The sequence below is a fragment of the Amycolatopsis sp. NPDC049868 genome, assembly GCF_044461365.1.
Classification (GTDB): domain Bacteria; phylum Actinomycetota; class Actinomycetes; order Mycobacteriales; family Pseudonocardiaceae; genus Amycolatopsis.
Genome location: NZ_JBITKV010000011.1, coordinates 303037 through 324816, shown reverse-complemented (window position 1 = coordinate 324816; position 21780 = coordinate 303037). Strand labels below are relative to the sequence as shown.

At 64.8% G+C, this 21780-nt stretch carries 23 protein-coding genes; 12 read left to right on the top strand and 11 right to left on the bottom strand.

Annotated elements, in window-relative coordinates; all coding sequences use genetic code 11:
• Positions 1–51: 51 nt before the first annotated feature.
• Positions 52–2991 carry a helix-turn-helix domain-containing protein gene (locus ACIBTM_RS35835; protein ID WP_395881579.1) on the bottom strand — a complete coding sequence of 980 codons (2940 nt, stop codon included), beginning with the start codon at positions 2989–2991 and terminating at the stop codon, positions 52–54.
• A gap of 150 nt (positions 2992–3141) precedes the next feature.
• Between ACIBTM_RS35835 and ACIBTM_RS35830 the strand changes: the two genes are divergently transcribed.
• The 7 genes from ACIBTM_RS35830 to ACIBTM_RS35800 all read left to right on the top strand — a co-directional run bounded on the left by ACIBTM_RS35830 (position 3142) and on the right by ACIBTM_RS35800 (position 7966).
• Positions 3142–3399: a hypothetical protein gene (locus ACIBTM_RS35830; protein ID WP_395881578.1), complete on the top strand. Its 258-nt coding sequence runs from the start codon at positions 3142–3144 to the stop codon at positions 3397–3399.
• Between the two features lie 171 nt (positions 3400–3570).
• Positions 3571–3969: an SAV_915 family protein gene (locus ACIBTM_RS35825; protein ID WP_395881577.1), complete on the top strand. Its 399-nt coding sequence runs from the start codon at positions 3571–3573 to the stop codon at positions 3967–3969.
• On the top strand, positions 3966–4271 hold the full coding sequence (locus ACIBTM_RS35820) for a hypothetical protein (protein ID WP_395881576.1): 306 nt from the start codon (positions 3966–3968) through the stop codon (positions 4269–4271). Before ACIBTM_RS35825 ends, ACIBTM_RS35820 begins: the two co-directional genes overlap by 4 nt.
• Before the next feature lie 11 nt (positions 4272–4282).
• Positions 4283–5374 (top strand): hypothetical protein, encoded by a 1092-nt coding sequence (locus tag ACIBTM_RS35815; RefSeq protein ID WP_395881575.1) that lies wholly within the window; start codon positions 4283–4285, stop codon positions 5372–5374.
• Positions 5375–5658: 284 nt separating this feature from the next.
• On the top strand, positions 5659–6288 hold the full coding sequence (locus tag ACIBTM_RS35810; protein WP_395881574.1) for an SAV_915 family protein: 630 nt from the start codon (positions 5659–5661) through the stop codon (positions 6286–6288).
• Between the two features lie 20 nt (positions 6289–6308).
• Positions 6309–6677 (top strand): hypothetical protein, encoded by a 369-nt coding sequence (locus tag ACIBTM_RS35805; protein WP_395881573.1) that lies wholly within the window; start codon positions 6309–6311, stop codon positions 6675–6677.
• Positions 6678–6703: 26 nt separating this feature from the next.
• On the top strand, positions 6704–7966 hold the full coding sequence (locus ACIBTM_RS35800) for a hypothetical protein (protein WP_395881572.1): 1263 nt from the start codon (positions 6704–6706) through the stop codon (positions 7964–7966).
• A gap of 72 nt (positions 7967–8038) precedes the next feature.
• Here ACIBTM_RS35800 and ACIBTM_RS35795 read toward each other — a convergent pair whose 3' ends face one another.
• The 6 genes from ACIBTM_RS35795 to ACIBTM_RS35770 all read right to left on the bottom strand — a co-directional run bounded on the left by ACIBTM_RS35795 (position 8039) and on the right by ACIBTM_RS35770 (position 11539).
• Positions 8039–8257: a hypothetical protein gene (locus ACIBTM_RS35795; RefSeq protein WP_395881571.1), complete on the bottom strand. Its 219-nt coding sequence runs from the start codon at positions 8255–8257 to the stop codon at positions 8039–8041.
• A gap of 234 nt (positions 8258–8491) precedes the next feature.
• Positions 8492–9028 carry a suppressor of fused domain protein gene (locus ACIBTM_RS35790; protein WP_395881570.1) on the bottom strand — a complete coding sequence of 179 codons (537 nt, stop codon included), beginning with the start codon at positions 9026–9028 and terminating at the stop codon, positions 8492–8494.
• On the bottom strand, positions 9025–9432 hold the full coding sequence (locus tag ACIBTM_RS35785; RefSeq protein WP_395881569.1) for an ankyrin repeat domain-containing protein: 408 nt from the start codon (positions 9430–9432) through the stop codon (positions 9025–9027). The genes ACIBTM_RS35790 and ACIBTM_RS35785 overlap by 4 nt, the downstream gene beginning before the upstream one ends.
• Positions 9433–9481: 49 nt before the next feature.
• Positions 9482–10795 (bottom strand): putative T7SS-secreted protein, encoded by a 1314-nt coding sequence (locus ACIBTM_RS35780; RefSeq protein ID WP_395881611.1) that lies wholly within the window; start codon positions 10793–10795, stop codon positions 9482–9484.
• The gene (locus ACIBTM_RS35775) at positions 10795–11115 is read right to left on the bottom strand and encodes a hypothetical protein (protein ID WP_395881568.1); all 321 of its coding nucleotides are present in this window, start codon (positions 11113–11115) and stop codon (positions 10795–10797) included. The genes ACIBTM_RS35780 and ACIBTM_RS35775 overlap by 1 nt, the downstream gene beginning before the upstream one ends.
• A 73-nt stretch (positions 11116–11188) precedes the next feature.
• Positions 11189–11539, bottom strand: coding sequence for an SseB family protein (locus tag ACIBTM_RS35770; RefSeq protein ID WP_395881567.1), 351 nt, complete (start codon positions 11537–11539; stop codon positions 11189–11191).
• 328 nt (positions 11540–11867) lie between these two features.
• Between ACIBTM_RS35770 and ACIBTM_RS35765 the strand changes: the two genes are divergently transcribed.
• The 4 genes from ACIBTM_RS35765 (at position 11868) to ACIBTM_RS35750 (ending at position 14484) form a co-directional block, all read left to right on the top strand.
• Positions 11868–12578: a GIY-YIG nuclease family protein gene (locus ACIBTM_RS35765; RefSeq protein ID WP_395881566.1), complete on the top strand. Its 711-nt coding sequence runs from the start codon at positions 11868–11870 to the stop codon at positions 12576–12578.
• A gap of 224 nt (positions 12579–12802) precedes the next feature.
• On the top strand, positions 12803–13138 hold the full coding sequence (locus ACIBTM_RS35760; protein ID WP_395881565.1) for a hypothetical protein: 336 nt from the start codon (positions 12803–12805) through the stop codon (positions 13136–13138).
• A gap of 64 nt (positions 13139–13202) precedes the next feature.
• Complete coding sequence (locus ACIBTM_RS35755; protein WP_395881564.1) at positions 13203–13691, top strand: NUDIX hydrolase; 489 nt, start codon at positions 13203–13205, stop codon at positions 13689–13691.
• 154 nt (positions 13692–13845) lie between these two features.
• Complete coding sequence (locus ACIBTM_RS35750) at positions 13846–14484, top strand: RICIN domain-containing protein (protein ID WP_395881563.1); 639 nt, start codon at positions 13846–13848, stop codon at positions 14482–14484.
• 619 nt (positions 14485–15103) lie between these two features.
• Here the strand turns inward: ACIBTM_RS35750 and ACIBTM_RS35745 are convergent.
• Together ACIBTM_RS35745 and ACIBTM_RS35740 are read right to left on the bottom strand one after the other, a co-directional pair.
• Positions 15104–15937, bottom strand: coding sequence for an alpha/beta fold hydrolase (locus tag ACIBTM_RS35745; protein ID WP_395881562.1), 834 nt, complete (start codon positions 15935–15937; stop codon positions 15104–15106).
• Complete coding sequence (locus ACIBTM_RS35740; RefSeq protein WP_395881561.1) at positions 15934–20280, bottom strand: hypothetical protein; 4347 nt, start codon at positions 20278–20280, stop codon at positions 15934–15936. The genes ACIBTM_RS35745 and ACIBTM_RS35740 overlap by 4 nt, the downstream gene beginning before the upstream one ends.
• A gap of 376 nt (positions 20281–20656) precedes the next feature.
• Here ACIBTM_RS35740 and ACIBTM_RS35735 point away from each other — a divergent pair, with 376 nt between their 5' ends.
• Positions 20657–21223 (top strand): hypothetical protein, encoded by a 567-nt coding sequence (locus ACIBTM_RS35735; RefSeq protein WP_395881560.1) that lies wholly within the window; start codon positions 20657–20659, stop codon positions 21221–21223.
• On the opposite strand, the gene ACIBTM_RS35730 is transcribed toward ACIBTM_RS35735, so the two are convergent.
• On the bottom strand, positions 21207–21497 hold the full coding sequence (locus ACIBTM_RS35730) for a hypothetical protein (protein WP_395881559.1): 291 nt from the start codon (positions 21495–21497) through the stop codon (positions 21207–21209). The two genes, ACIBTM_RS35735 and ACIBTM_RS35730, sit on opposite strands and share 17 nt — an antisense overlap.
• 26 nt (positions 21498–21523) lie before the next feature.
• Positions 21524–21775, bottom strand: coding sequence for a hypothetical protein (locus ACIBTM_RS35725; protein ID WP_395881558.1), 252 nt, complete (start codon positions 21773–21775; stop codon positions 21524–21526).
• Positions 21776–21780: the final 5 nt, after the last annotated feature.

The following is a 21780-nucleotide window of genomic DNA, read 5'->3' as shown; positions in this document are numbered from 1 at the left end:
CCCGGCTTCCAGGCCTCGCCGGTCGACCATCTCGCCTGGCGTGACATAGTCTTACTTGCACGGAGGTCGATAGTCGACCCCGGGAAAATATTCACTCCATTCGCTCTCGGTAATAATTTTCACCGAGCGACTGCAGGCATCCTTCGCAGCCAATACGGGGTCCAGTCGCCATCGCCAGTAGAAGGATTCCCCGGTCGACTCCATCGTGCCGATACCAACAATAACCTGGTCCCCTTGCGCAAATTTCACACTATCATACCTGGCGCGCATTTTCGGAGCGTCAAGTAACCGCCGCGGGTTCTTCACGTCGGAAATCTCCCAAGCCTGCATGGTTGCCATTCCGGCAGACGCCAGCTTAGTCCCCGTCGAACCTAGTGCCGTAGTCGTGAATTCACTCGCAGCAGACGGTATCGATCCCGTCAGCTTTGGGTTCATGAAATCTTTCATGTCCCACAAAAGAATATCTTTGCCGATCCTGGCATCCGCCACGCCAGCGAGAATAGCGCCATCGTTTGATATAATCGGCTGGAACATTTGCCTCCCGACGACACCGAAGGTTCGACTCGGCCCAATTATCCCCGCCGCGAGCGGGTAGACTCTATTCTCAGTACCGTCGTCTTTCGGGCGCGCCTCGCAGCTATTTCCGACAATATATCTCTCATTGAAGTCGAAGGTGAATCCGCAGCCATTCAGTGTCGCTTTGTCATCGATCATAGGCTTGCCCGGGCGCTCAATATTCCATAGGTGGGCGATCAGTGACGGGCTAACGCTGATCGGAGGCGCATCGACTCCTTCCGGCACATCATTCGACACCGCGCCTGCAACGATCAGTTTTTTGCCCCCTGGACTTATCGTGCCGCCAGCAGCCAGCCCTGGCAATGAAGCTGTCAAGCGCGGATTGTTCAGGTCTGACGTATCCCAAAGACGCATCTGCCCGCCGCCGTCTACCGTGACCATAAGACGACCGTTAGCGCTGATTTCGGCACCCATGTAGGCGCCATAAAGCTTTCCGCGCAACGTGATTCTGTCGTTCTCCACAGACCAGATAGATGCTTCCCCTGAGCGATTTATCCTAAGTATAAGGTCGCCGTTCGGAGACAGTAATACCCGGCCGGCTTCCTTTCCCAAAGGACTCCGCGTTGCTTCAGCTGCCGCAGCGATCAGGCCATCTTGCGCTTCTTGCGACGGGTGCATCTGGAACGCGGCTAGGCTGATCTGAGCTGCGAGCGAAGGGTTGCCTGCCCTGATTTCCGCCGCTGCCCTCGTTGCACCCAAAGCCAGCGCGATATTGCGCTGTTGCGTTGCCGTTCTCCGGGAGTCGACGGCGTAGATCGTGGCGGCGACACTGAGGACGAGGAGCGTGGCGAGCAACGCGATGAGTTGCTGCTGACGCCGCGATCGTCGACGCGCCACCTGCTTCTCGTGCTCGCTGGCGGCGACGGATGCGTCGAGAAATTCTCGTTCCCGCATCGAAAGTCCGATGCTGCGAACGGTCTGGTTCGACACCATGGCAAGGCGCGCGCCTCTGAGGAGGCTTCCGGATTCCTTATTGTGCGCGGTCCATGTCGCGGCGGCGTCGGAGAGCATGCGGTGCAGGCGCTGACCGTCGCGGTCTTCTTGCAGCCAATCGGCGAGCCGAGGCCAGGCTTTGATGAGTGCTTCGTGGGTGATTTCCACGGTGTCCTGGGACAGCATGATGAGTCGTGCGGACACGAGTGCCGCGAGGACGCTGCGGGTGTCCTGGTTGTCGTCCAGTTCGTCGAGGTTGATGCGGCGTTTGGTGTCGTCGGTGCCTTCTCCTACGGCGGTGAGTCGGCGGAACAGCTGGGCGGCGACGGCCTGCTGCGAGTCGGTGAAGTCTGTGAATACGCTTTCGGCGGTGTTCGCGAGTGCTCCGGCGATGCCGCCGGCGTTGTGGAAGCCGGCGAGGGTCAGTGTGTGTCCCTTGCGGTGGCGCCAAGTTTCGAGCAGGGCATGGGAGAGCAGAGGCAGTACACCTGCTTGGCCTTGGGCTTGGGCTATTAGGGTCGCGAGCAGGGCTGTCTCGATGGTGCAGTTGGCGTTCACGGCTGGTTTGGTGATGGCGTGCCGTAGCTCGTCGACGGTCATCGGTCCGACGGTGACCAGGGTGTCCTGTAGAGCGGCCGCGAGCTGGGGGTTCTGGGCGCAGTGGTTATAGAAGTCGGCCCGCACCCCCAGCACCACCCGCAGAGGGCCGTCACCCTGTGCGGCGTCGGCCAGCAGAGTGACGAACAGGCCGCGCTCGTCCTGGTTATCACAAAGCGTGAATACTTCCTCGAACTGGTCAATAACGAGCACAATCTCGCGCGCGCCCGGACGGTCCCGCAGAATCCTGTCGCTGACGGACCGCAACGCCTCCGGGCCGCCGGATCCCAGTTCGCTTGCCACGGCCCCGGCGTCTATGTCGAGATGATCACTCAAGTGGACGGCGAGTTCCTCGAGCGGGCGGGCACCGGGATGGAACGCGACGACCAGTCCCGTGTTGGCGTTGACAAGACGTGGGACGAGGCCTGCGCGCAGCACCGATGACTTGCCTGATCCGGAGGGGCCGAACACCGCGAGGAAGCGCTGCCGGGTGATCCGGTGGTCCAGATCGGCGATGAGCCGTTCCCTGCCGAAGAACCGTGCCGCGTCCGCTTCGCTGTAGGCGGCAAGCCCGACATAGGGGGCCTCCGCATCGTCGTCGCGCGCAGGCCGCTGAGTGGTCAGCTCGGCGGCGACGGCATGCCAGCGCTTCTCCCACTGATCGGCGTCACCGCCGCACGCCCGGACGTAGGCGAGGGTGACCGCGAGACTGGGCAACTGACGTCCGCCGGCGGCATCGGACAACGTGGTCGACGAGAAATGTGCCTGCCTTGCCAGGTCTCGGTAGGTCAGGCTGCCTGCGCGTCGCCGCAGAGCCCTCAGGTCGGATGCGAATTCCGACAAGACGGATCCGTCGTCGTCAAGCGGCCGCTCAGCGCGCGGCATTCGCCCCACCTCCCCTTTGTTTCGTGGCGTCTCATTGTCCGGAAGTTGATGTCCGGTGTCCACGCGTGGGCGCCGGACAACCCCGCCTCGATACACCTGTGAGCAGCGATCAACACCGTTTGGCGATGCCCAGAAAGACGAGGTGGATTCGTGTCCGCAGAAACCCATCGAGACGCCTGTCACCAGTGCTGCGGTCCCTCGACGTCCGCAACCTGTGTCACCGCCCGCTCCCAGGGTGTGCTGATGTCCGTGCTGCGGGAGCCGGAACTGGCACGCCGCGCCACGAGCTGGCTGATGCTCGTCGCGATGGCAGCGGTGTCCCTGGCGATCGCCGTCGCGGCCGCGGTCACGCCACGGACGGCGGACCCCACCCCCGCACCGGTCACTATGACCGCCAGCCGCCCGTAGCACCAGTGGCCATGCGGTTCACGGCTATCCGGTCTACGACACCGCCAGGTACCCGTGCGCGAGGCGAAGAATCTGTCTCTGGCCCTGGCCCTGGCCATGCAGCAGGCGCTGGCCGCCCCGCCGATCTTCACTCGCACGACCCTCTGCGAGTTGACGTTGAAGGAGTAAGTGATGAGCGACGTCTCCTGGTTCCACGCCTATGGAGCCGAGCCGGCTGGAAGCGGACCGGTCACCACGTTCGAACCAGACTGGCGGCCCGCGCAGCCGCCTCCGACGGGCCCGGAGGCAGTTCCTGTCGGTGCGCCGCCGCTGCTCTGGGTGCCGTGCGTTCGGCCGGTGGTCGACGGGGACGTCGCGGTAGAGACCCGGGTGATGCGGGATGGGCGGATCGCGTTGCTGGCCTACACGGCGCTTGACCGTCTGGCCGCGTACTGCGGCGCGACCCAGCCTTGCGTCGCGGTCATCACCGCGCTGCTGGACGAGCTCGACCGCATCACCCCGTTCGACGTCCTGCTACTCGACGTACCGGTCCCCTATCACGCTCGCGCCGGTCTTGGAGGGGTGCGTTGACGCGACAAGGGGCTCTCAAGATTCCGTTCGATGACCTCGACACTGCAGCGGAGCGGCTGCGTGGCAGCGGTGGCATCGTGCAGGGCCTCCACGCCGAGGTTCCCGCGATGCCGGACGTCGGGGAGTTCAGTGGCGCCGCGAGTTCGGTCCTGGTTCACCTGCTCTCCGCCACCGCGCAGCTCGCGATCGGGATCGGCGCCGCCAGCGACGCCCTTGGCGCGGCCGTCGCTGCCTACCGCGAGGGCGACGGTGCCGCCCGCGACCTCGTGCTGCAGCTACGGACGAACGTGACCACATCGTGAAGGAGGACCAGATGCCGGTCAACACTGTGATCAACGGGAACCCCGACAACCTCCACGCCACCGCGGTCTGGATACGTGGTCGGCTCACCGCAGCGATCAACAACACCACTGTCACCGTGCTCCGCTCCCGGGAGATCTCCGGGAGCAGCTGGGTCGGCCCGGCAGCCGCCGCTTTCGCCACACGAATGGACCACATCCGCAAGGGCAACGACGTACTGGCCGGCGACACCACGAGAGCTGCGGACACCTTCGACCAGTTCGCCGAAGCACTTCGTACCGCACAGACCAGGATGAGACGCGTCGTCGAGACAGCGATCGGCGCCGGGCTGCACGTCGCCGGGAGAGTGATCTTCGAGCCGCTTCCCGCGCCGAACTGCTATGCCGACCCGGCGGTTCAGACCGCAGCCAACGCACACCAGGAGCGGCTGCTCGCCGCCTACGCCTCTGCCTGCGAAGACGCTCTCACCGTGGTCGCCAGCCTCGCCGCCGTCGGGGCCGCGATCTCCGCAGTGTGGTGCGGGATCGTCGAGAAGCGGTACATGCTCGCGCGGGATTTCGTCGGCCTGAGCGCCGAGAAGTTCACTACGGTACAGAGCAGCAAGCTACAGGCGATCGCTCAAGCCTTCGAGATGGATCCCGCCACCTCCCAGTGGCGCGGTCAAGCCGATATCGCCGGCCAACTGCCTACCGACATGGCAAGAGTGAAAGGCGACGCCAACCTGTGGAAGACATTCGACAGAGTCGCTGCCGCCAGCTCGATCGCCTACGACATGGCACATGGCGTGCCATTCGCCAAGTCCGCCTCGACCAATGTCGCCGACTCCACCGCCAGCTGTGCAGCCGGCAAGGTGCTCGGCCGAGGTCACGCCGAGCGCAGTGTCGGAATCGAGGCCGTGGCTGTGCTCGACGCAGGCGGTGATGTAATCGTCAGTGCCGAGGCCGGAGCTCTCGCCGATGCCACATGGGACCAGATTCCGAAGCCGCTACGCGACAAGATCGAGCAGGGCGCGAAGGACCTCTTCATGGCCGGCAACAAGGCCGTGGATTCCTGCTGGAACAGCATGGAAAACACCGCGGACAGGGTGTGGCGACTTCTCTTCTAGCCGTGGGGAGGCGCCCACTCCGGCATTGCACCAAGTCACGATTCCGGCGCCAACCTTCGCGCTGCCAGCGCCGACAGCGAACCGACCGACTCACTGTTATGGACAACGATTCATGTTTGACAAACACGTGCACTACGAGCACATGCGCTCGTACTGTATGTCGCATCACGGTGCTTGTGGATGTTCGCAGCGACACCACATCTCCAGCCGAGGAGGGGATCAAAACGGGAAACGTTGAGCCGCAGCCTACGGAAGGTTTGCGGCCCTTTGGTAGGAGTGTGCTGATGGCAACCGACGACCTCGTCGAGTACAAGGTTGACCGATTCGCCGTCCTTACTGGCCCCGAGGGTGCGTTGGAGCTCTACCGCTCGGACCGTGGCGAGCTGATTCTGTGGGCGTACTCGAGCCAGGGGAAACTGGTTGTGTCGTGCGGTGATGGGCAACCCTACGTGCGAGCCTCAGCCGAGGATCTGGGCAAGTTCGCGCGAAACCTGAATGAAACGCTGCTTGTCGCGCTGGACGCATGGCACCCGGACGGTGCAAGGTATCCAGCCCCAGATGTCAGCGAGCTGGATCCGCTGGGATATGTGGGGGTGCCAGACGAAACTATCTCGGCGGGCGTGGTCTGGGTCCCTACACGCCCGGTGAGACAGGGCGACCAGCTCGTAGCAGCTGAGCTGCATTGTCGTGAGCCTGGCCGTCCCCTATTGCTGGCGTACTCGTCGCTGGAAGCGCTGGTGAACGGGTGCGGTCCTTACCAAGCTGCGGCGGCTATCCATGTGGACCGGCTTGACGACGTGGCTTCCCAAGCCGGCGCATGTGGCGTTGCCCTGAATGTAAGTCTTACTGAGGATTCTCGTCACACGGCACCGGTCCGGGACTGGAGCCGACACACACTCTTTGACGTCGATTAACCAGATCGGGGAGCACAAAATTGAACGGTTTTCACTCCGACGCGGGCGCGCTCAAAAAGGTGAGTCGAGAGCTGCGTTCAGGTGTGAGCTCGCTGGACACTCTTGCGGGCAACATGCCGGATGCCGTCGACGCGGGTTTCTCATCTCAAGCAGTCGGATCCGCCTTAGCGCGAGTCATCCAAGGCTGCACCGCGCTGGCCCAGATCGGTGAGGACATCGCCGCCAACGTCGATACCGCTGACGGCTCGTACGCGGACATCGAGAACACCAACGCGGGAGCGATTCGCTACCAGGAGCGCAGGCACGAGCCCGGTCCAGATCAGCGTCAGCAGTCACAATCGACCCCCTTCGAGGAGTCGCCGTTGCATATCCCGCGCACGCCCCGCTGAGCGGAGCTACAGATCCGGAGGCGTCGATGCCCACGTCAGATCTCAACACCAATGTCAACGGCTCCGTGGTGATGTGCCGTGATGCGGCCGCACAACTCAAGGCCAACGGCGACCACGCTGCAAAGGCCATGGACCACTACGTCAACAGCAGGAACCAGGCCGACAGGGCATGGGGAGGCCCAGCGCACGACGCGTTCAGCGACGCAGTGACCGACGCGATGGATCCGCTGCTCGACTTGGCTTACACTGCCATGCTCTACGCCCGCGCGCTCGACGAGTTCGCTAACGCGCTGGAGGGTGTGAACAACACGATGGACATCGTTCTTGCCAAGGCGACGGCCGGAGGGCTGCTTGTCGAGGGGCCGATCGTCTACCGGCCAGACAACCCTGGGACCCCACCAGAGCTCATCGTCATGCAGCTGTCGCCACCAGAGGCAAAGGAGGCCTTCAAGGCATTGCCCTTCGCAATCACGGCCTACAAGCAGCTGGTGGTCGAGTACAACCGCAAGGTCGACGTTTTCAACGACTGCCTGGCCATCTTCACCGACGCACGGCACAGGGAAAAGGAAGCACATCAACTGCTGCTGAGTGTGTTCAAACCCACCAAGAACGCCAACTTCGACGCGTGGAAGATCGGCAAGACCACGGTGTCGGCGGTCCTCGGACGTATCGGCGCCGCAGAGAACATGCGCCACGACGCGACCATCAGGGCCGAGCGACTACTCGACAACGCCATCGGCTATCAACAGCTTGCCGACGGCCAGCTTCCGTCAATCGAACGCTCACGAAATCTAATCAAGGCCTCGATGGCGAATAGAGGATCGCAGCGGGAACTCGCCAAAATTGACTCGCTGAGCAAACTGCTCGACAACATCCCGGAACAGGTTCGCGCGAGCGCAGCGGCCTACCCGGGCCGCGGGAACCCTCACATCGCAGTTCCACTGACAGACGCCACGTTCGGCGGGAAAGCCACAAGCGTCATCTTGAAGAGGCTGCCCTACATCGGCGCTGGTCTTACTGTGGGTACCGAACTATTTCACGCGGCGACCGGCGAACAGACCTGGGGCAAAGCCGTTGCCAAGTCAGCAGGGATCATCACGGGCGGCGCAGCCGGAGCACAAGCAGGTGCTGTGATCGGCGGGGTCGTCGCAGGAATGCCCGGTGCGATCATCGGCGGAGGTATCGGTGGAATCGTCGGTGGCTTCGCCGGCGGGGCCGTCGTCGACTACTACGTTCCCGACGAGAAGCCAGCACCTACCACCATGACGAAAATCCAGTACGGCTCGTAGCACCTGGGATCGTGGCTACGGTCGGCGGCGTCAGGAGAAGTGCGTTGGCGTTGAACGACGCACGGTTTCGCGTCAGTCGCGTTCCCTATCTGTGGAGATGTCTTCAAAGGTGTGGGTGATCGTCTGCGCGTGGGCAGCGAGCAAACAGATGAGCGGGTCAGCATGGCCCCAGAGAGCCTCGATCTCGACCATCCCGCCAGGGCGGTCGGCGGATTCGGCGGATTGGAGTTTCTGCGCACGCACGCTTGCTGCTCCGGCGGTGTCGAAAGCGCGAGCGGCGTCGGTGACCAAGCCCTCCGATACCCGGGCCAGCTCGACGGGACGTCCCGAGGAACCGACGCGTCCAGTCCCGTCACTTTGGCCGGACATGTGCTGCGCCGTCTGGATGCGCGGTGCCGTTCATGTGGTGTTCCCGCCTCGTAGACCGACGTGGACGAGGCAGGCATCGGTATCGGGTTGCCGTTCGAATTCGCTGGCGCAGGGAAGCCCCTCGGTGCGCTGCTCGACACCGGGATGGTCGCGAATTCAGGTGGCTGAGGTTCGCGTGACGTCGAGCAGGGGCGGACTAGTGCTCTCGAGGTAGTCCAGGAGCGCGGTGACGCCGTCGGTGGTGGTGGTGGTGCTTCGTGCGACTTCGTCGCTGGTGAGCGGGATCAGGGTCATCAGCTCGACCAGGACTTTCCGATCGGCGCCGAAGATCACGTCGAAGTCGTCGAGGTAGGGGTGGCCGCCGACAAGGACGCCGGTGATGTCGGTGTCGGCGAGCAGCGGTCGGTCGTTGCGGATCACCTGGTTGTTGACGACGCCGCGGTGGTTTTCCTGGACGATCTTCAGGGTCGTTTCCACCAGGTAGAGTGCCGCGCCGTCCTGGCCGTGCTCGACGGAGCAGACCAGTTCTTGCGGGTACACCGCGGTGATGGGCTGGCTGGACAGGCCGTGGGTGGCGAAGGAGACGTACTCGGGGCGTTCGTGCCGCCAGATCTCGACGCCGTCGACGTCGATCTCCCGCGTGCCGTGGCCGAGGTAGCGGGTGAGGTGGTCGTCGAGGGCCTGCTCGGTCATGGTTGCAGCAGCTCCGTGAGGTCGGCGGGGAATCCGTGCTGGCCCTTGGTGATCTCGGCCGGGGTGTGGCCGTTGGTCTCGGTCGCGGTCTTGTCCGCGCCGTGGTCGAGCAGGAGTTTGATCATGGCGCCGTCGGGTGCTTTGCGCCAGCGGATGACCGCGAGGTGCAGTGGTGTCGCGCCCGGTGCGTAGACAGCCTGGACGTCCGCGCCGGCGTCGAGCAGTGCGCGGGCGGCGTCGACCTTGCCCTCTTGGACCGCGAAGTGCAGGGGCGTGTAGTTGCTGCGGCTCTCGGTGATGTTCACGTCGACGCCGTCGGCCAGGCGGCGCTGGATCGCGGCGAGGTCGCCTTTGTGCGCTGCGTAATGGAGTTCGTCGCGTCCTTCGCGGTCCGGGTTGGTCATCACACCTCGTTTCCGTTGCACCGTATGCTACCTGGCTGTTTTACGCGGTTTACGGTGGTAGTTCGTATTTGTGGCTGTGGTTGGCAGCGGGTGTTTCGAGGCGGTAGCGGTCGGGATCGTTCTGGTCTTCGATGACTTTTTCGCGGGTGTAGCCGTTCGCTTCGGCTTCGGCTTTGTAGCGCCACCATTCCGAGCCCGGCTGGTGCCCGAATTCGTATTTCCCCGGCTCGGGCACGGCCATGCCGGCGGGGTCGGGTTTGCCGGTGTCGGGGTCGATCTTGACGAGGCTGCCGTCGGGGTTGTGGGCGGCGGGGATCCGTTCGCGGGAGCCCTGGCACACGAAGTCGCCGGTGCCGTCGGGTTGCCGTTCGGCGTCCCGGTAGATCGCTCGTTTGGTGTCCTGGCGGAGTTTGACCCGGTTCCGGGTCGGTTCGTAGACCGGTCGTGGCCCTGGTGTGGCCGGGCCGCTGGTGCCGTCGTGACCGGCGGGATCGGGCTTGTCACTGTCGTGGTGGCGGCCGAGGCCGTCCTTGATGAGTTTCCCGGCGCCGAAGGTGGCGGCGGCGATGACCATGTCGCCGGTGATCTTCCCGAGTGCACGGTCCCCGCGGCCGGCGGCCCAGTCGTCCCAGGCGATCATCGACTTGAGGGTGTCGACGGGGTGGGTGAGGTTGTGGGCCATCGCGGCGACCGTGCCGCCCGGGTCGCTGACCGCGCCCCACAGTCCCTCGAGTACGCCCTGGGCGCTGTCGAGCATGCCGCCGTAGAAGTTCGCGTCGGCCTGTTTCCGGGAGTCCTGGGGCGCCAGCGCGGCCTCGGCCTTCAGCGCCTCGGCGCACCGGTTCCCTTCACCCAGGAGTTGCTGGCGGGCGCGGGACAGGATGTCGCGGGCGGCTTGGCGTTTCGCCTCACCGGGGTCGGTGAAGGGCGGCGGCTGCACGACGGTCGGGTCGCCGCGCTCGATGTTCGCCCGGTTCTGCTCGTCGGCCTGGGCGCAGGCGTCGCCGTGGGCGGCGATCGCGCGCTGGGTGTCGGCCTCGCCTTGTTTCCACTGGGCGATCGCCTCCGCGGCCTGGGCTTGGGCCCAGGCCAGGCAGTTGGCGAGGTCGGTCAGCGCGAGCGCGGCGTTGTCCAGCGAGTCCCCGGCATTGCCCCAGCGCGGCACTTCGGTCTGGTGATCGTCATGGAACTGGTTCGACGCCGGCCCCTGCCACGCCCCGGTGTCGATCCGTTTCAGCGCATCACCCACCTCGAGCGCGTCCCGCGCTCGCTCGTGCAGCACCCGGGCGTTCTCGAACACCGCGTCCGGGTCCCCCGGCACCAGCGCTGTCGGATCGTCGGTCTGCCCCAGCTCGGCGACCATCACCGGCCGCTCCCGACCCGGGACGGTGGGCTGACCGAGCCGAGGCCGGGATCGGTTTTCAGGGCGGCGAGGTTGGTGTGCTCGACCTCGCGGTACGCCTTCGCCGCCGTGCCCAGCAGACCCCCGAGATCGCGGGCGCGATCCGCCAGCGCGTCCAGCCCGACACTCCACCGCCCGCAGAACTCCGCCAACGCGGCATGAACCCCGTCATGCCCATACAGCCGCGGTTCACCACACAAGCCGCGCAGCTCGAACCCCTCCTGGTCGCTCACGACCTCGCCCATGCCTTTCGACGCGCTTTCCAGCACCTCGAGCTCCACATGAAAACCCGGACCATCCACCCCTCGCGATCCCTCCCCTGTCGTTCACCGGCCCGCACGAGCCGGACGCTCGCTAATCCCGTGATGTCGCAGCCCCCACGCGGGCTACGAAATCCGCCGGAGCAACCCTCGACAACACCGGAAAACGGTGATCGTCATCCGGGTCCACCATCACCGCGACCCCTTCCGGCACTAATTCCATAAAATCCGCGCCTGTCGCCGACAAATAGTCACATTCACCGGCGTGCATGGCGAGCCGATCGAGTGACGAGAACACGACTGTCCACCGCCCTCTGTCGCCTAATTCGGTTACCAGCAACGCAGTTCGACGCGGCCGCCGAGCGAACACCGTCGCGATTGAGAACACGTCCATGAACTCAGAAGGACCTCGCTGACCAGCGTTGATCTCGCGCGCGACGGTCACGAGACGCGACTCAGCCCTCCCCCGGTCACCATGCACGCACGAGACCGTACTAGGCGTGACCCTCCTTGATCAATCCACCCCCGCCGCGCCTAACCTTGCCCCGCCGGGCCATAAACCGGCTCCAAAGGTCGCCTGCCGCGTCCGCGTGGCGGCGATACGCACCGGTGGCCGCATTTCGTTCGAGGGCCTTCCTTCTGAGGCCAGCCAAGCAGGCCAAGCTGCCCTTGGCCTGCACCCGCAGACGAAACTCTGGAACTCGGGTTCCCCAGCCTCAGCTGACATCCAGCCCGCCAGGGTTATTGTCAGACCTGTACGTTAAAAACGGTGCATGACGATGGTGATTGACCAGAGAGACCCGCGCGACAGCCAGCTTCCCGCGACGGTTCTGCCATGGCTGCTACTGTCCGAGGTGTCGTCGCATGCCGTGCGGTTGTACTGCCTCTATAAGCTTTCTGTCTACAACCGCGTTGAGCGCGCGACTGGTTTGCCGCAATCCCCGAGCGAGTTTGCGGCCGTCCTTCGGCTTGACGATATTGAGCAGTACCATGCCATTCATCAGGAACTGATCGCCATCGGAGCCGTTACAGAGAAACCTCGGATCGACGACGCCGGCCTCACGCACACAACCTTCCTGCTGAACGACCTCAGCCCGGCCCACATGGCCAAAGAAGACGAACGTCGCACGCAGTTTGCCGAGCGGTACACGGCCGACCGTGCTGCGGCGAACGAACCCGAGGAGATCTGCTCGCAGCCCACTGGTTTCGTCTACGTCATCGGGCAAGCCGGATCAAACGTTGTCAAGATCGGTTACTCGATCGCCGTGACGTCCAGACTGAAGAACCTTCAAACCAGCAATCCTCACCCTCTGGAAGTACGCTGGGACACGCCTGGAGACCGACGCCTGGAGGACGCCCTGCACCTGCGATTCGCAAAGTACAGAACTACAGGTGAATGGTTCGACTTCGGTCACGTGGACCCAGTGAAGGTAGTGCCAGCCGCGGTCGCCGAGATCCAGCGCCGCACCGCCGGAAACGCGTGACCGCGACCGACACCGAATCGCGGTCACCGATCAACCACTCGCCCGCTCCCGCGCAGCCACGGAGACCACGCCCTCGGCACAATTGCCGGGATTAGTTCCTGACCGTCGGTCTGAAAGCTGTCGAAACACCCGCCGGGCAGGGCACACCACGACACGGACATACCATCGACATCAACGACGCACCCGGTGCTGCGATGAAACGATTCCACGTAGGTGAATGATCAATGAACACACAATCCGAGAAGTACCAAGAGAACCTCGACTACTTCACCGACTACGCACGCGACGACTGGGTTCCCCTGCACAACGTGTTCGTGTCCGCGAGCAACATCCTCGGCGCCGGCGCCAGCCTGCACCAGATCACCCAGACCGCCGAGACCATGCTCGACGCGCTCTTCGCGCGGAACGTGCGCGTCGGCGACCTCACCGCCCACGAGCCCGGATTCCAAACCTGGCCCGGAACACCCCGCGAGTGGCTGGAACGAATTCGTGAAGACGTCACCAAACGCGGCGACATTCCCGATCCCGGCGAGCTCGGCTGGCTCCATACCCCCGCCTAGGCGGACCTGGACGCCAGCTGTGCGGTCATGGATCGACCGACCTTCAGTCGCAAGGAGTTGCGCCATGTCTGCCGCGACCGGACCCCGCGTGGGTGCCAGAGTCTTGCTGCTCGATGCCCAGAACCGCCTTCTGCTCATTCACGCCTGCGATCCCGACGATCCCGGGCACCGATGGTGGGAACTGCCTGGTGGCGGCGTCGAGTCCGGCGAAACGTTACAACAGACAGCGTGCCGGGAGGTGACCGAAGAGTCCGGCATCATTCTGTCCACAGTGGACCGTCTGTTATGGACCCGCGAGAGCCGCTTCACCTACCGTGGCCGCGACCATCACCGTCTCGATCACGTCTTCCTCGCCAGGATCAGCGACGTCCAGCCCACGATGGCGCTCACCCCGACCGCGAACGAACGCGCAAGCGTCCTCGCCCGCCGATGGTGGACCGCCGCCGAGCTCGACGCCGCGGCCGACAAGCTCCTTCCCGCCGGTCTTCCCACACTCGTGGCGAGCTTGCTCGCAGGCCGCTTCCCGGACGAGCCGATGCAGGTGACCGACTGACAGTGGCAGTGGTGGCGCAGGCCGGGCAACGTGCAGGGCAGTGGTCGCGGAAGCGGAACGATGCCGGCATATGCGCTGCCAAGCAGAAGCTCGTCACAGTTCACTCGGATGGCCTCTGGTCGGTCAGCGACGAACTGGCCAGCATCGTGACCGGATGACATCGTTCGATTTCGGGGGGCCGATCGACATGCCACACACATCCTTGCGCGCTGTCCTGGTCGCGACGGTTTCGGCGCTGTCGCTGTTATCGGTGGCGGAGCCCGGGCACGCGGCGGCACCACAGGCTGGCGCGGCAGCGGGTTGGCAGACCATTACTGCGCCGCAGGACCTTGACGCTCGCCGAGCCGGCCCGTGGCGGTACCGCAACTCGTACACCGACCGTTGTCTGGCAGTGCACGGCCCGAGTGACATCAACGGCGGACCGGCCTACCAGTACGACTGCAACAACAACTACGCGGACCAGTTCTGGAATGTGGTGCGCTACTCGGGTGAGGGCCCGGATGCCCGCTACTGGATCCGCAACGCGAACACGGGTCGTTGTCTCGCCGTGCAGGGCACCAACAACGTCAACGGCGCGGCCGCCTACCAATACGACTGCACCGCCTATGAAGACCAGGCCTGGATCATCGAGGACAGGGGCCGCGACGCCGAAGGTCACTTCCTGGAGCGCTTCCGCAACTCCTACACGGACCGGTGCCTCGCGGTATCCGGGGCCAACAACGTCAACGGTGCGCGTGCGTTCCAGTACGACTGCCTCGACCAGGCCGAAGACCAGCTCTGGTTCCACGACTAGCGTTGAACATGCTCAACGCAATACGGGTGCTCCAGGACCAGCTCAAGATAATGGTACGGGGTGACGGAACCGACGCCGGCCAGCACGGCGCACCTGCCGCTGCGGTCTCGGTCACGATACTGTTCCTTACCGACCTGCGACTATGAGCGCGCTCGGTTCAGATGCCGAGATTTCTGCCGACACGATCTAGCTCCTCCTCGAGGTTCTCCGGTCAGGAGGAACGCTCCGGCCGACGCAGCTCGTCGATGATGCGAAGGTATCGACTGGCTGCGTCACTTCGGGCGAGGGCGGGACTCGGAGACTGGCCGACGAACCATGTGGGGCCTCGCGGTCGTCGTCGAAGGTGAAAATCGGGAAGGGAACCTGCATTCCGTCGATCACTCCGTTGACGAACGCTGCGGCCCGTTGGATCGCGACTGACCTGGACACAAAACCCGCGGCCGCTGCCAAGGCCCGCCCGGACAGACCTACCGTGGGCGTCCCGATCGGGTGCCGACTGACGCTCGCTGGTCTTATGTGCGCGTCAGGTTGCGGGTTGCCCACTCTGAATCAGCCCCAGCTTCATGAGCACCGTCACGGTGTTGGGGCGCGGCCGGTTCAGCTTCGTGAATGACGAGGGTCAGGCTTCCTCCGCCCTTGAGGCGATCGCGGCCGTGGTCGCCGGGCTGGCGAGATAGTTCGTCACCTTATGGAAGTCGAACAGGCCGATCTGATCGGTCAGGTCGGCCGCAATACCGGTGAACCGCGCGGGCAGGCCACGTGGGATCGCGACGATGTCGCCGGGATCAGCGATGTTGACCCACCTCCGCACACAAGGCGGTCGGCGCCCTTTCCCCTTGTCCGGCACCGGATCCAGTCTATCGAAGATCACGTCTGGGAGACCGAGCGGCGAACCGAGCGTGATAAGCAGCTCCACGTCGAGATCCGGCATCCGCCACAGTGCCTCGTAAGCGAGGACCGACCCGAGCGAGTGCCCGACCACCACAATGGGCCGAGCCTCGGCGAGCAGCCCGGTGACCCGGGTCCGTGCGGCGTCCCGGCGTTCTGGTTCCTCGAAGTAGGTGGACACCTCCCGGCAGAACCGGCTCACGAAGATCCGTACCATCCGGGAGTCGAGACCGAACGTGCGGGCGATCCAGCTCGCGGCGGCGCGGGCCGGGGCGGTGAGGCGGCCCTGCGCGACCTCGGCCGGCGCGCCGAGCCAGCCTGCCCAAGCCAGGAGCAGCTCTTTCTCGGGCTCGGTCAGCGTCTCCGGGTCGTCCATCGCGCCCTGCGCCACGCCTCGGGCGAGACGATCCGCGTAGTAGGCCACACGAAGATCGAGTCCGACGTGCTCTCCCAACTGCCTCCGCAGCGCCGCGAGCCACCGTCCACTCACGACGGTCGTGGCTTGCTCGGCTGTGAGACCCGGTTCGTGGTTGCCGATACCGTGCACGCCAACGATCCGGGTCACTCTGCCTCCCCGTAGTCCAGCACCACCACATCGCTGCCGCAGCCGACCACGAGCCGGCCGTCGGCTGTACCCGCAACCGCACCGACCCGGTCGGGCATCGGGATCTCGTCAAGCACGCGGTGTTCCCGAAGGTCATATCGCGCGACAAACCCACTCAGATCCGTCGAAGGGCGATTCTGCGGTGTCCCACCAAGGATCAATGTCTCCCCGACGGTGGCGGCGGTCACGCATTTCCAGCTGTCCGGCCAACGTGTAGGCAACTCTTCATGGGTGACGACATCGAAAAGACGTACGCCGAAGTTCTCAGGCATCCTGGAAGACCAACGGGTTATTGCTGCCAACACCGCTCGCCCTTCGACGTTCGTCAGGGCAAGCCGGATCCGGTCGCCGTACTCCCTGCCAGGCATCGGTACCACCACAGGGGGTATAGCCGGGTGGCTGAGATCCCAGACGTAGACTTTCACCTCATCAGCGATCGCCACAAGGGAGCCGCAGCACACCGCCGTAGTCGCATTGCTAATTCTAGCGGTGTGGGTGTGGCAGCCAACAATGGCATCGCGCTCCAGGTCGAGGACGAGCCAGTCCTCTTCGTTTTCTCGTTGGCTGGTTACCATAGCGAGTGGTCGGCCGCCGACTACACTTGTGGCGAGAAAGTCCGTCATTCCCCGCACTCTCAAGGCCCTGATCACGTGCCCCGTGGCGAGGTGTCTGATCCTGTCTCGTTCAACCAGCACAGGCCTGTGCCCCATCAGCGTTGGCGCTGACCCGTACACCCAAGCCTCGGCCGAACTAATCAGCGCCCCGTACGGTGCGCCGCCCTCGAGGCACCACGTTCGCGTTGTCAGGTTGTCCTCAGTAACTACAAGCGGCGGCGATGTCTCGCCGAGGATGGTGATCCGCCGAATGGGCCGGCCATGAGCATCAGGCCGCCGCCGCTTGCCCAGGTGCTCTGCCAGATCCCAGCTGCGAATTCTCAGGCGGTCCGCGGCAACCAGACAGACACGGCCCTTGTCCACCACAGTGGTCAGGGCGGTGGGGCAGCCCCCTGCGAGCAAGCGCGGTCCGATTCTTGTGCGTCGGACGAGATCCCAGAGCTCAATTCCTTCCGCCGCCAGGCTGATCGCCGCAACTACACGCTTACCTAGCCTGACGCAGTGGATCGCATAGGCTTCTCCTGGGCAGGGAACCGGGTCACCGAGGCTTTCGCCTGTCTCCACATCGAGTACCACCAGCACATCCTCGCCGACGACGACCACCACGGCCCGATCGTCGATCTCGGTGACAGCAAACGTAAACCCGTCCCTCCCAGATCTGGCCGGCCACGATGTCAGCTCGATCAACGCACGACCCGTCTTCGGGTCACAGATCCACATCGACGGAATTCCTGAGGAATCCTTTACGCCAGTCGCAATCAGCACGTCGCCACCACCGCGAGTAGCGCACAGCACCTCTCGCGCATTCACATCCAATCGTGGCGCTGACAGTGCGCCGGTGGCGAGGTCAATAATCTGAAGCTGGTTCGTCTCTGTACTCGCCCGGACCGCGACTGTCCGGCCAGCCCATTGGGCGCAGCTCAACCGGCGGTTCCGGAAAAGCACCTCCGGATCTCCCCATTGCCCCAGCAGCCGAAGGGTGCGCAAATCCCGCAGCTCCACTGCATCGGTGTCGCCGGCTCTGACCACGACCTGCCTACCCGCCACCATTGTGCAAACGACCCGTCCTGGGTAGGTCCAGATCTCCGCCATGGCAAGCTGCTTCTGCTCACGCAGGTCCCAGAGCCGGATCGTGAAGTCCATGCTCACGGTCACGACCACTGGGCGATCGTCCAGGGTCGTACAGTCGAGATCCACAATCGGGCCGATTTCTCCAAACCCACCGAGCGTCGTGACCAGGGCTGGTTCGGTCTGGCCGCCGGTGGCCCAGCGCGGCACCCAGTCCAGCCAGGGAAGTCCGGCGGGACGGGCTAGTCGACTAGCCAAGTCGTCGTGCTGGTGCATGAGGGCGTCGATGGCGAGTAACTTGCGACGTTCAGCCGCGCTCATGTGCCGGTGTCGGTCGCTGGATGTTTGGTAGATCGCGCCGACCCGTGGTCTCGCATGGGATTGCGCTCGCGCGAGATCGGGGCCCAGCCATTCCGGCACGGCGTGGACGAGGAACTCGGCGTCGTCGAGCAGTTCGTCTAGGCAGCCTGCGTCGATCGCGTGTTGGCTGGCGTGCCGGCGCAGGTAGGACTCGGCCAGATGCCACCGTCTGCTTGAACCGTCTGATGTGGACGGTGGTGGAAGGAGTCGGTCCAGCAGCGCTCTGTGATCGGCCATGGTGCGGAGGTGATCGGCGAGTGCCTGGTGAAACAGCCGGTAGAGCGTGGTGCCGTCGTCGTCGGCCATGGTGCGCAGGTAGTACCGGCAGCGACGTAAGGTCTCGCGGACCTCGGCCTGGCCCGGCTCCGCGCCGTCAAGGAACGCAGCGACAGCGCGGGTCACGACGCTGAGCGGCATCCCCCCGCCTCGGGCACAGGAGAGCGTGATCATCAACGCCCGGCCGAGCGGTCCGACGCGCGCCGGTGCCAGTTCGGCCTCAAAAAGGTCGGGCAGCGTCAATGGCAAGTTCTCCGCCAGCCAGGCGGTGATCGCGCCTGCTTCGCGCGGCAGGCCCGACTTGAGCGCGTAGTGGGTGATCATTCCCGCGCGCAGGAAACCACCCCACGGCCCGGCCTCGGTGGTGACCAGCCGTTCGGCGACCGTGTCCGCGAACAGCTCCCGCAACGCCCCGAAGGTGACATCACCGAACTCCGGCGACAGTTCCAGCAGTTCGGTCAGGTAGGCGGCCAGCTCACCACGCATCCGCTCGGTTGTCACGCGGTCGAGGTCGATCACGAGCCCGCCGCGGTCGGCCGTCGCGCGCAGGTCGGCCAGTTCGGGCCAGGGGCGGGTGCCCACGAGCATCCGGCAGCGTTCGGCCAGGGGCAGCACAAGCTCGTGCAGCACGCTCTCGGGGTCGATCGCCTCGTCCAAGGCATCCAGCACGATCACCGGCCGCTCCCCCGGCCGACCAGCGAGCTTGGGCAGCAACGTGTCCGGCGTCAATTCGCCGAGCCCGAGCTGACGCCCGATCGAGGCCGCGATCTCGCGCACATCGCACTGGCGAGCGTGCACGGCGACCAGATCGTCGTTCGCGGACGGCCGGTGCGCGACATGCCGCCACAGATCCATCGTGGACTGCCGCAGCGCGGGATGGGCCGCGCAGACAAGCACGCCCAGCAGAGCCGACTTGCCCGCCCCAGGCCCGCCCGTGACCACGGCCAGCTTGCCGCTTCCCTGGTCGAGCCAGTCCGAGAGCGTCGCCAATTCCTCGGCGCGACCGGTGAAACAGCCGACCTTGATCCTGCCCCTCAGCGGCCCGAGCCCCGAGGCGCGATCTCGGAAGTGGTCGGCATCCAGCCGCACATCCGCGAACGGCTCGACACGATCATCCACAGTGGACAGTGCATGCCGGACAGGATCATCCTGGAAACTAGGATTCGGAAAAAAGGGCAGCTCCGGGTACTCGCCGCTGACCAGCGTGGCCTGCACCCGCTGTCCGAACCCGCCCGCGCCGAGGCGCTTCACCTCGTCGTCGATCCGTGTGATGACCGTGCCCAACGGCACGTACTTGAAGCTGGGATGCACGTCCAGCTCACCACGCCGGATCGCGCCCAGCACCTGCACCACGGCCTGGCTGAAGAACCCGTTGTAAGCAGGCGCATTATGTTCGCTGGCCGCGATCACCCATGCGCGGGCGGCCTCAGACCGGACATCGACTCGCCATCCATACCGTGTTGCCTCACCCGAGTTACACAGGTCGAGCAGAAACAGCGTCAGCGGCCTTTTCTCCGGGAAGTCCTCGATCCTCGACAGCCACTCCTCGACCTTGAGATCGTCGCATTCGCCGTCGGCGCCGACCGCGTGCAGACCCGAGGCCAGCACGTCACCGTGGCTGAGCAGGTGCACCACCAGCACGTCGTGCGGCCCAGCCGACTTGATCAACGACCGCAGCGTCTCGCCCAGCTCAGCCGCCCCGAGACCCTCCATGTCCACCGGAAAGCAGCTATAGCCGTGCTCGGCCAACTCGGTACGCAAGGCCGAAGATCGCTCGCCGGCGAAGGGCAGCGGCGGATAGCGATCCAAATCGGGCTCGAGCCCGGGGTCAGTCGGGCGTCCGAACGACTCGATGCCAATACTGAGCGCCTGCCGCCGCCCGGTCCCACTCACTCGCCCCCCGATCCCCGCTCGCACCTGACCACGGTAGCGAATGCGGGCCGCTTTCGTGACCTGCCGCGCACCAAGTATCAGGGCGATCCTCATCGGGCACCTGGACCGGCGGGCCAGGAGCGTCTGAAACGGGCTTCAGTGCGGATGACGCTCGCCGCAGTCGCGTAATGGCCCTTGCACGATGTCGGCGAGTTCGCGCTTGACCGGATCGAGGCACTCTCGACGAGAGCCGAGCAGCATCAGAAGGCTTGACACCTTGCCCCGCGCTCATGGACTTGGACGGGTCACGCTCTAGCAGGCGAATCAGGCACTATGTCGCTAGCACTCGGCGACGTGCCCGTCTCCTCCAAGGGTCGCGTGGCGACGATGTGTTTTCCCCCGAACGAAAAGGGCTGGAACGGCGCGCGCGGCAGCGCATACGTTCCCATCGGAACTGATCACTCGACCGATCGAGGGGAAAGGATCAGCAATGTCGAACAAGACATCAAGCAGGCGCTGGGCAAAGCTGACAGCAGCAATGGTGATGGCAGTTCCTCTGGGCGTTCTTGGCACCGCATCACCAGCGGCCGCCGAGACCACCTTCTCGGCGGTGCCGGACGACGACAGTAAGAAACCCGGCGACGTCGATGGCTGCGATCGCACCGACACGGCCGGAATCTACGCCGACAGCGGCTCGCGCACCTACAAGGGGCGTCGTCTCACCCTCTACACCGAAACAATCCTTGACTACTGGGCTCAGGCCACGATCGCAGGAAAGGTAGCCAGGAATGACAAGGTGTACGTGCAGCGGAGCTTGTACGCCTTCAACATGCACTCCAAGCCCAGGTATCCGTCAGACGACTATGTGCGGGCTATGGGCGGCGTCAAGACCTGCCGGCACATCGCGAACAGCTCGGATGCGAGCCGTGACTATGCACGTACCGGCTCGGTAGCGCTTCAAACGGGTGAGGACAACCGAAGCTATGCAGTACGGGCATGCGTGAAGCCCACGGGCGGGAAGTTCAAGTGCACCCGCTGGTTCATCGACCACTACTGATCCACGTAAAGCTGGTGGCCAGTGAGGGAAGCTGTATCCCTGGCCGGCCGTTACGCAAGGCTTGAGCGCGCCGGCGTTGGAGTGCGACCAGCAGTCCCCGGTGAGTGTCGTCGAATCCCGTGCCGGTCGCGAGGCGCTGCTTGTACAGGTGGCTTTCGGGGATGTCGAGGTGGCCGAGCCGGGGGTCGGTGATGGTGCGGCCGGGTGCGACGAGGAGGTTGTCGCCGAGCATGAGCACGTCGACGTGCTCGTCGCGGCGGCGCAGGATGGCCACCGTGCTGGATGGAGATACTCCCGCGGTCAGGTCCAGTTGGGTGGTGGTCGCGGTGATCGCATCGGCGAGGCATCAGCCAGGTCGATGCTCATGTCGTGGTCGAGGTGGTCGTGTAGGTGCCGGCCAAGGCTGTCGGCGTAGGTGGAGGGGCTCACCGGGATAGGTGCGTAGGCACTGGCGCCATCGAGAACGATGACCGCGCTGCGGGTGGTGAAAATCCTGTCGTCGCTGGTGTCGGCGACTGGACGCTGGGCTGAACTGACGGTGAGCCCCGGCATCGGGT

What these genes read in the sequence shown, in the direction of transcription:
- ACIBTM_RS35725 (WP_395881558.1), bottom strand. Translation starts at nt 21,775, where the DNA reads ATGCCGGGGCTCACCGTCAGTTCAGCCCAGCGTCCAGTCGCCGACACC.
- ACIBTM_RS35800 (WP_395881572.1), top strand. Translation starts at nt 6,704, where the DNA reads ATGCCCACGTCAGATCTCAACACCAATGTCAACGGCTCCGTGGTGATG.
- ACIBTM_RS35810 (WP_395881574.1), top strand. Translation starts at nt 5,659, where the DNA reads ATGGCAACCGACGACCTCGTCGAGTACAAGGTTGACCGATTCGCCGTC.
- ACIBTM_RS35735 (WP_395881560.1), top strand. Translation starts at nt 20,657, where the DNA reads ATGTCGAACAAGACATCAAGCAGGCGCTGGGCAAAGCTGACAGCAGCA.
- ACIBTM_RS35815 (WP_395881575.1), top strand. Translation starts at nt 4,283, where the DNA reads ATGCCGGTCAACACTGTGATCAACGGGAACCCCGACAACCTCCACGCC.
- ACIBTM_RS35740 (WP_395881561.1), bottom strand. Translation starts at nt 20,280, where the DNA reads ATGAGGATCGCCCTGATACTTGGTGCGCGGCAGGTCACGAAAGCGGCC.
- ACIBTM_RS35825 (WP_395881577.1), top strand. Translation starts at nt 3,571, where the DNA reads ATGAGCGACGTCTCCTGGTTCCACGCCTATGGAGCCGAGCCGGCTGGA.
- ACIBTM_RS35755 (WP_395881564.1), top strand. Translation starts at nt 13,203, where the DNA reads ATGTCTGCCGCGACCGGACCCCGCGTGGGTGCCAGAGTCTTGCTGCTC.
- ACIBTM_RS35785 (WP_395881569.1), bottom strand. Translation starts at nt 9,432, where the DNA reads ATGACCAACCCGGACCGCGAAGGACGCGACGAACTCCATTACGCAGCG.
- ACIBTM_RS35765 (WP_395881566.1), top strand. Translation starts at nt 11,868, where the DNA reads ATGACGATGGTGATTGACCAGAGAGACCCGCGCGACAGCCAGCTTCCC.
- ACIBTM_RS35835 (WP_395881579.1), bottom strand. Translation starts at nt 2,991, where the DNA reads ATGCCGCGCGCTGAGCGGCCGCTTGACGACGACGGATCCGTCTTGTCG.
- ACIBTM_RS35750 (WP_395881563.1), top strand. Translation starts at nt 13,846, where the DNA reads ATGACATCGTTCGATTTCGGGGGGCCGATCGACATGCCACACACATCC.
- ACIBTM_RS35790 (WP_395881570.1), bottom strand. Translation starts at nt 9,028, where the DNA reads ATGACCGAGCAGGCCCTCGACGACCACCTCACCCGCTACCTCGGCCAC.
- ACIBTM_RS35780 (WP_395881611.1), bottom strand. Translation starts at nt 10,795, where the DNA reads ATGGTCGCCGAGCTGGGGCAGACCGACGATCCGACAGCGCTGGTGCCG.
- ACIBTM_RS35760 (WP_395881565.1), top strand. Translation starts at nt 12,803, where the DNA reads ATGAACACACAATCCGAGAAGTACCAAGAGAACCTCGACTACTTCACC.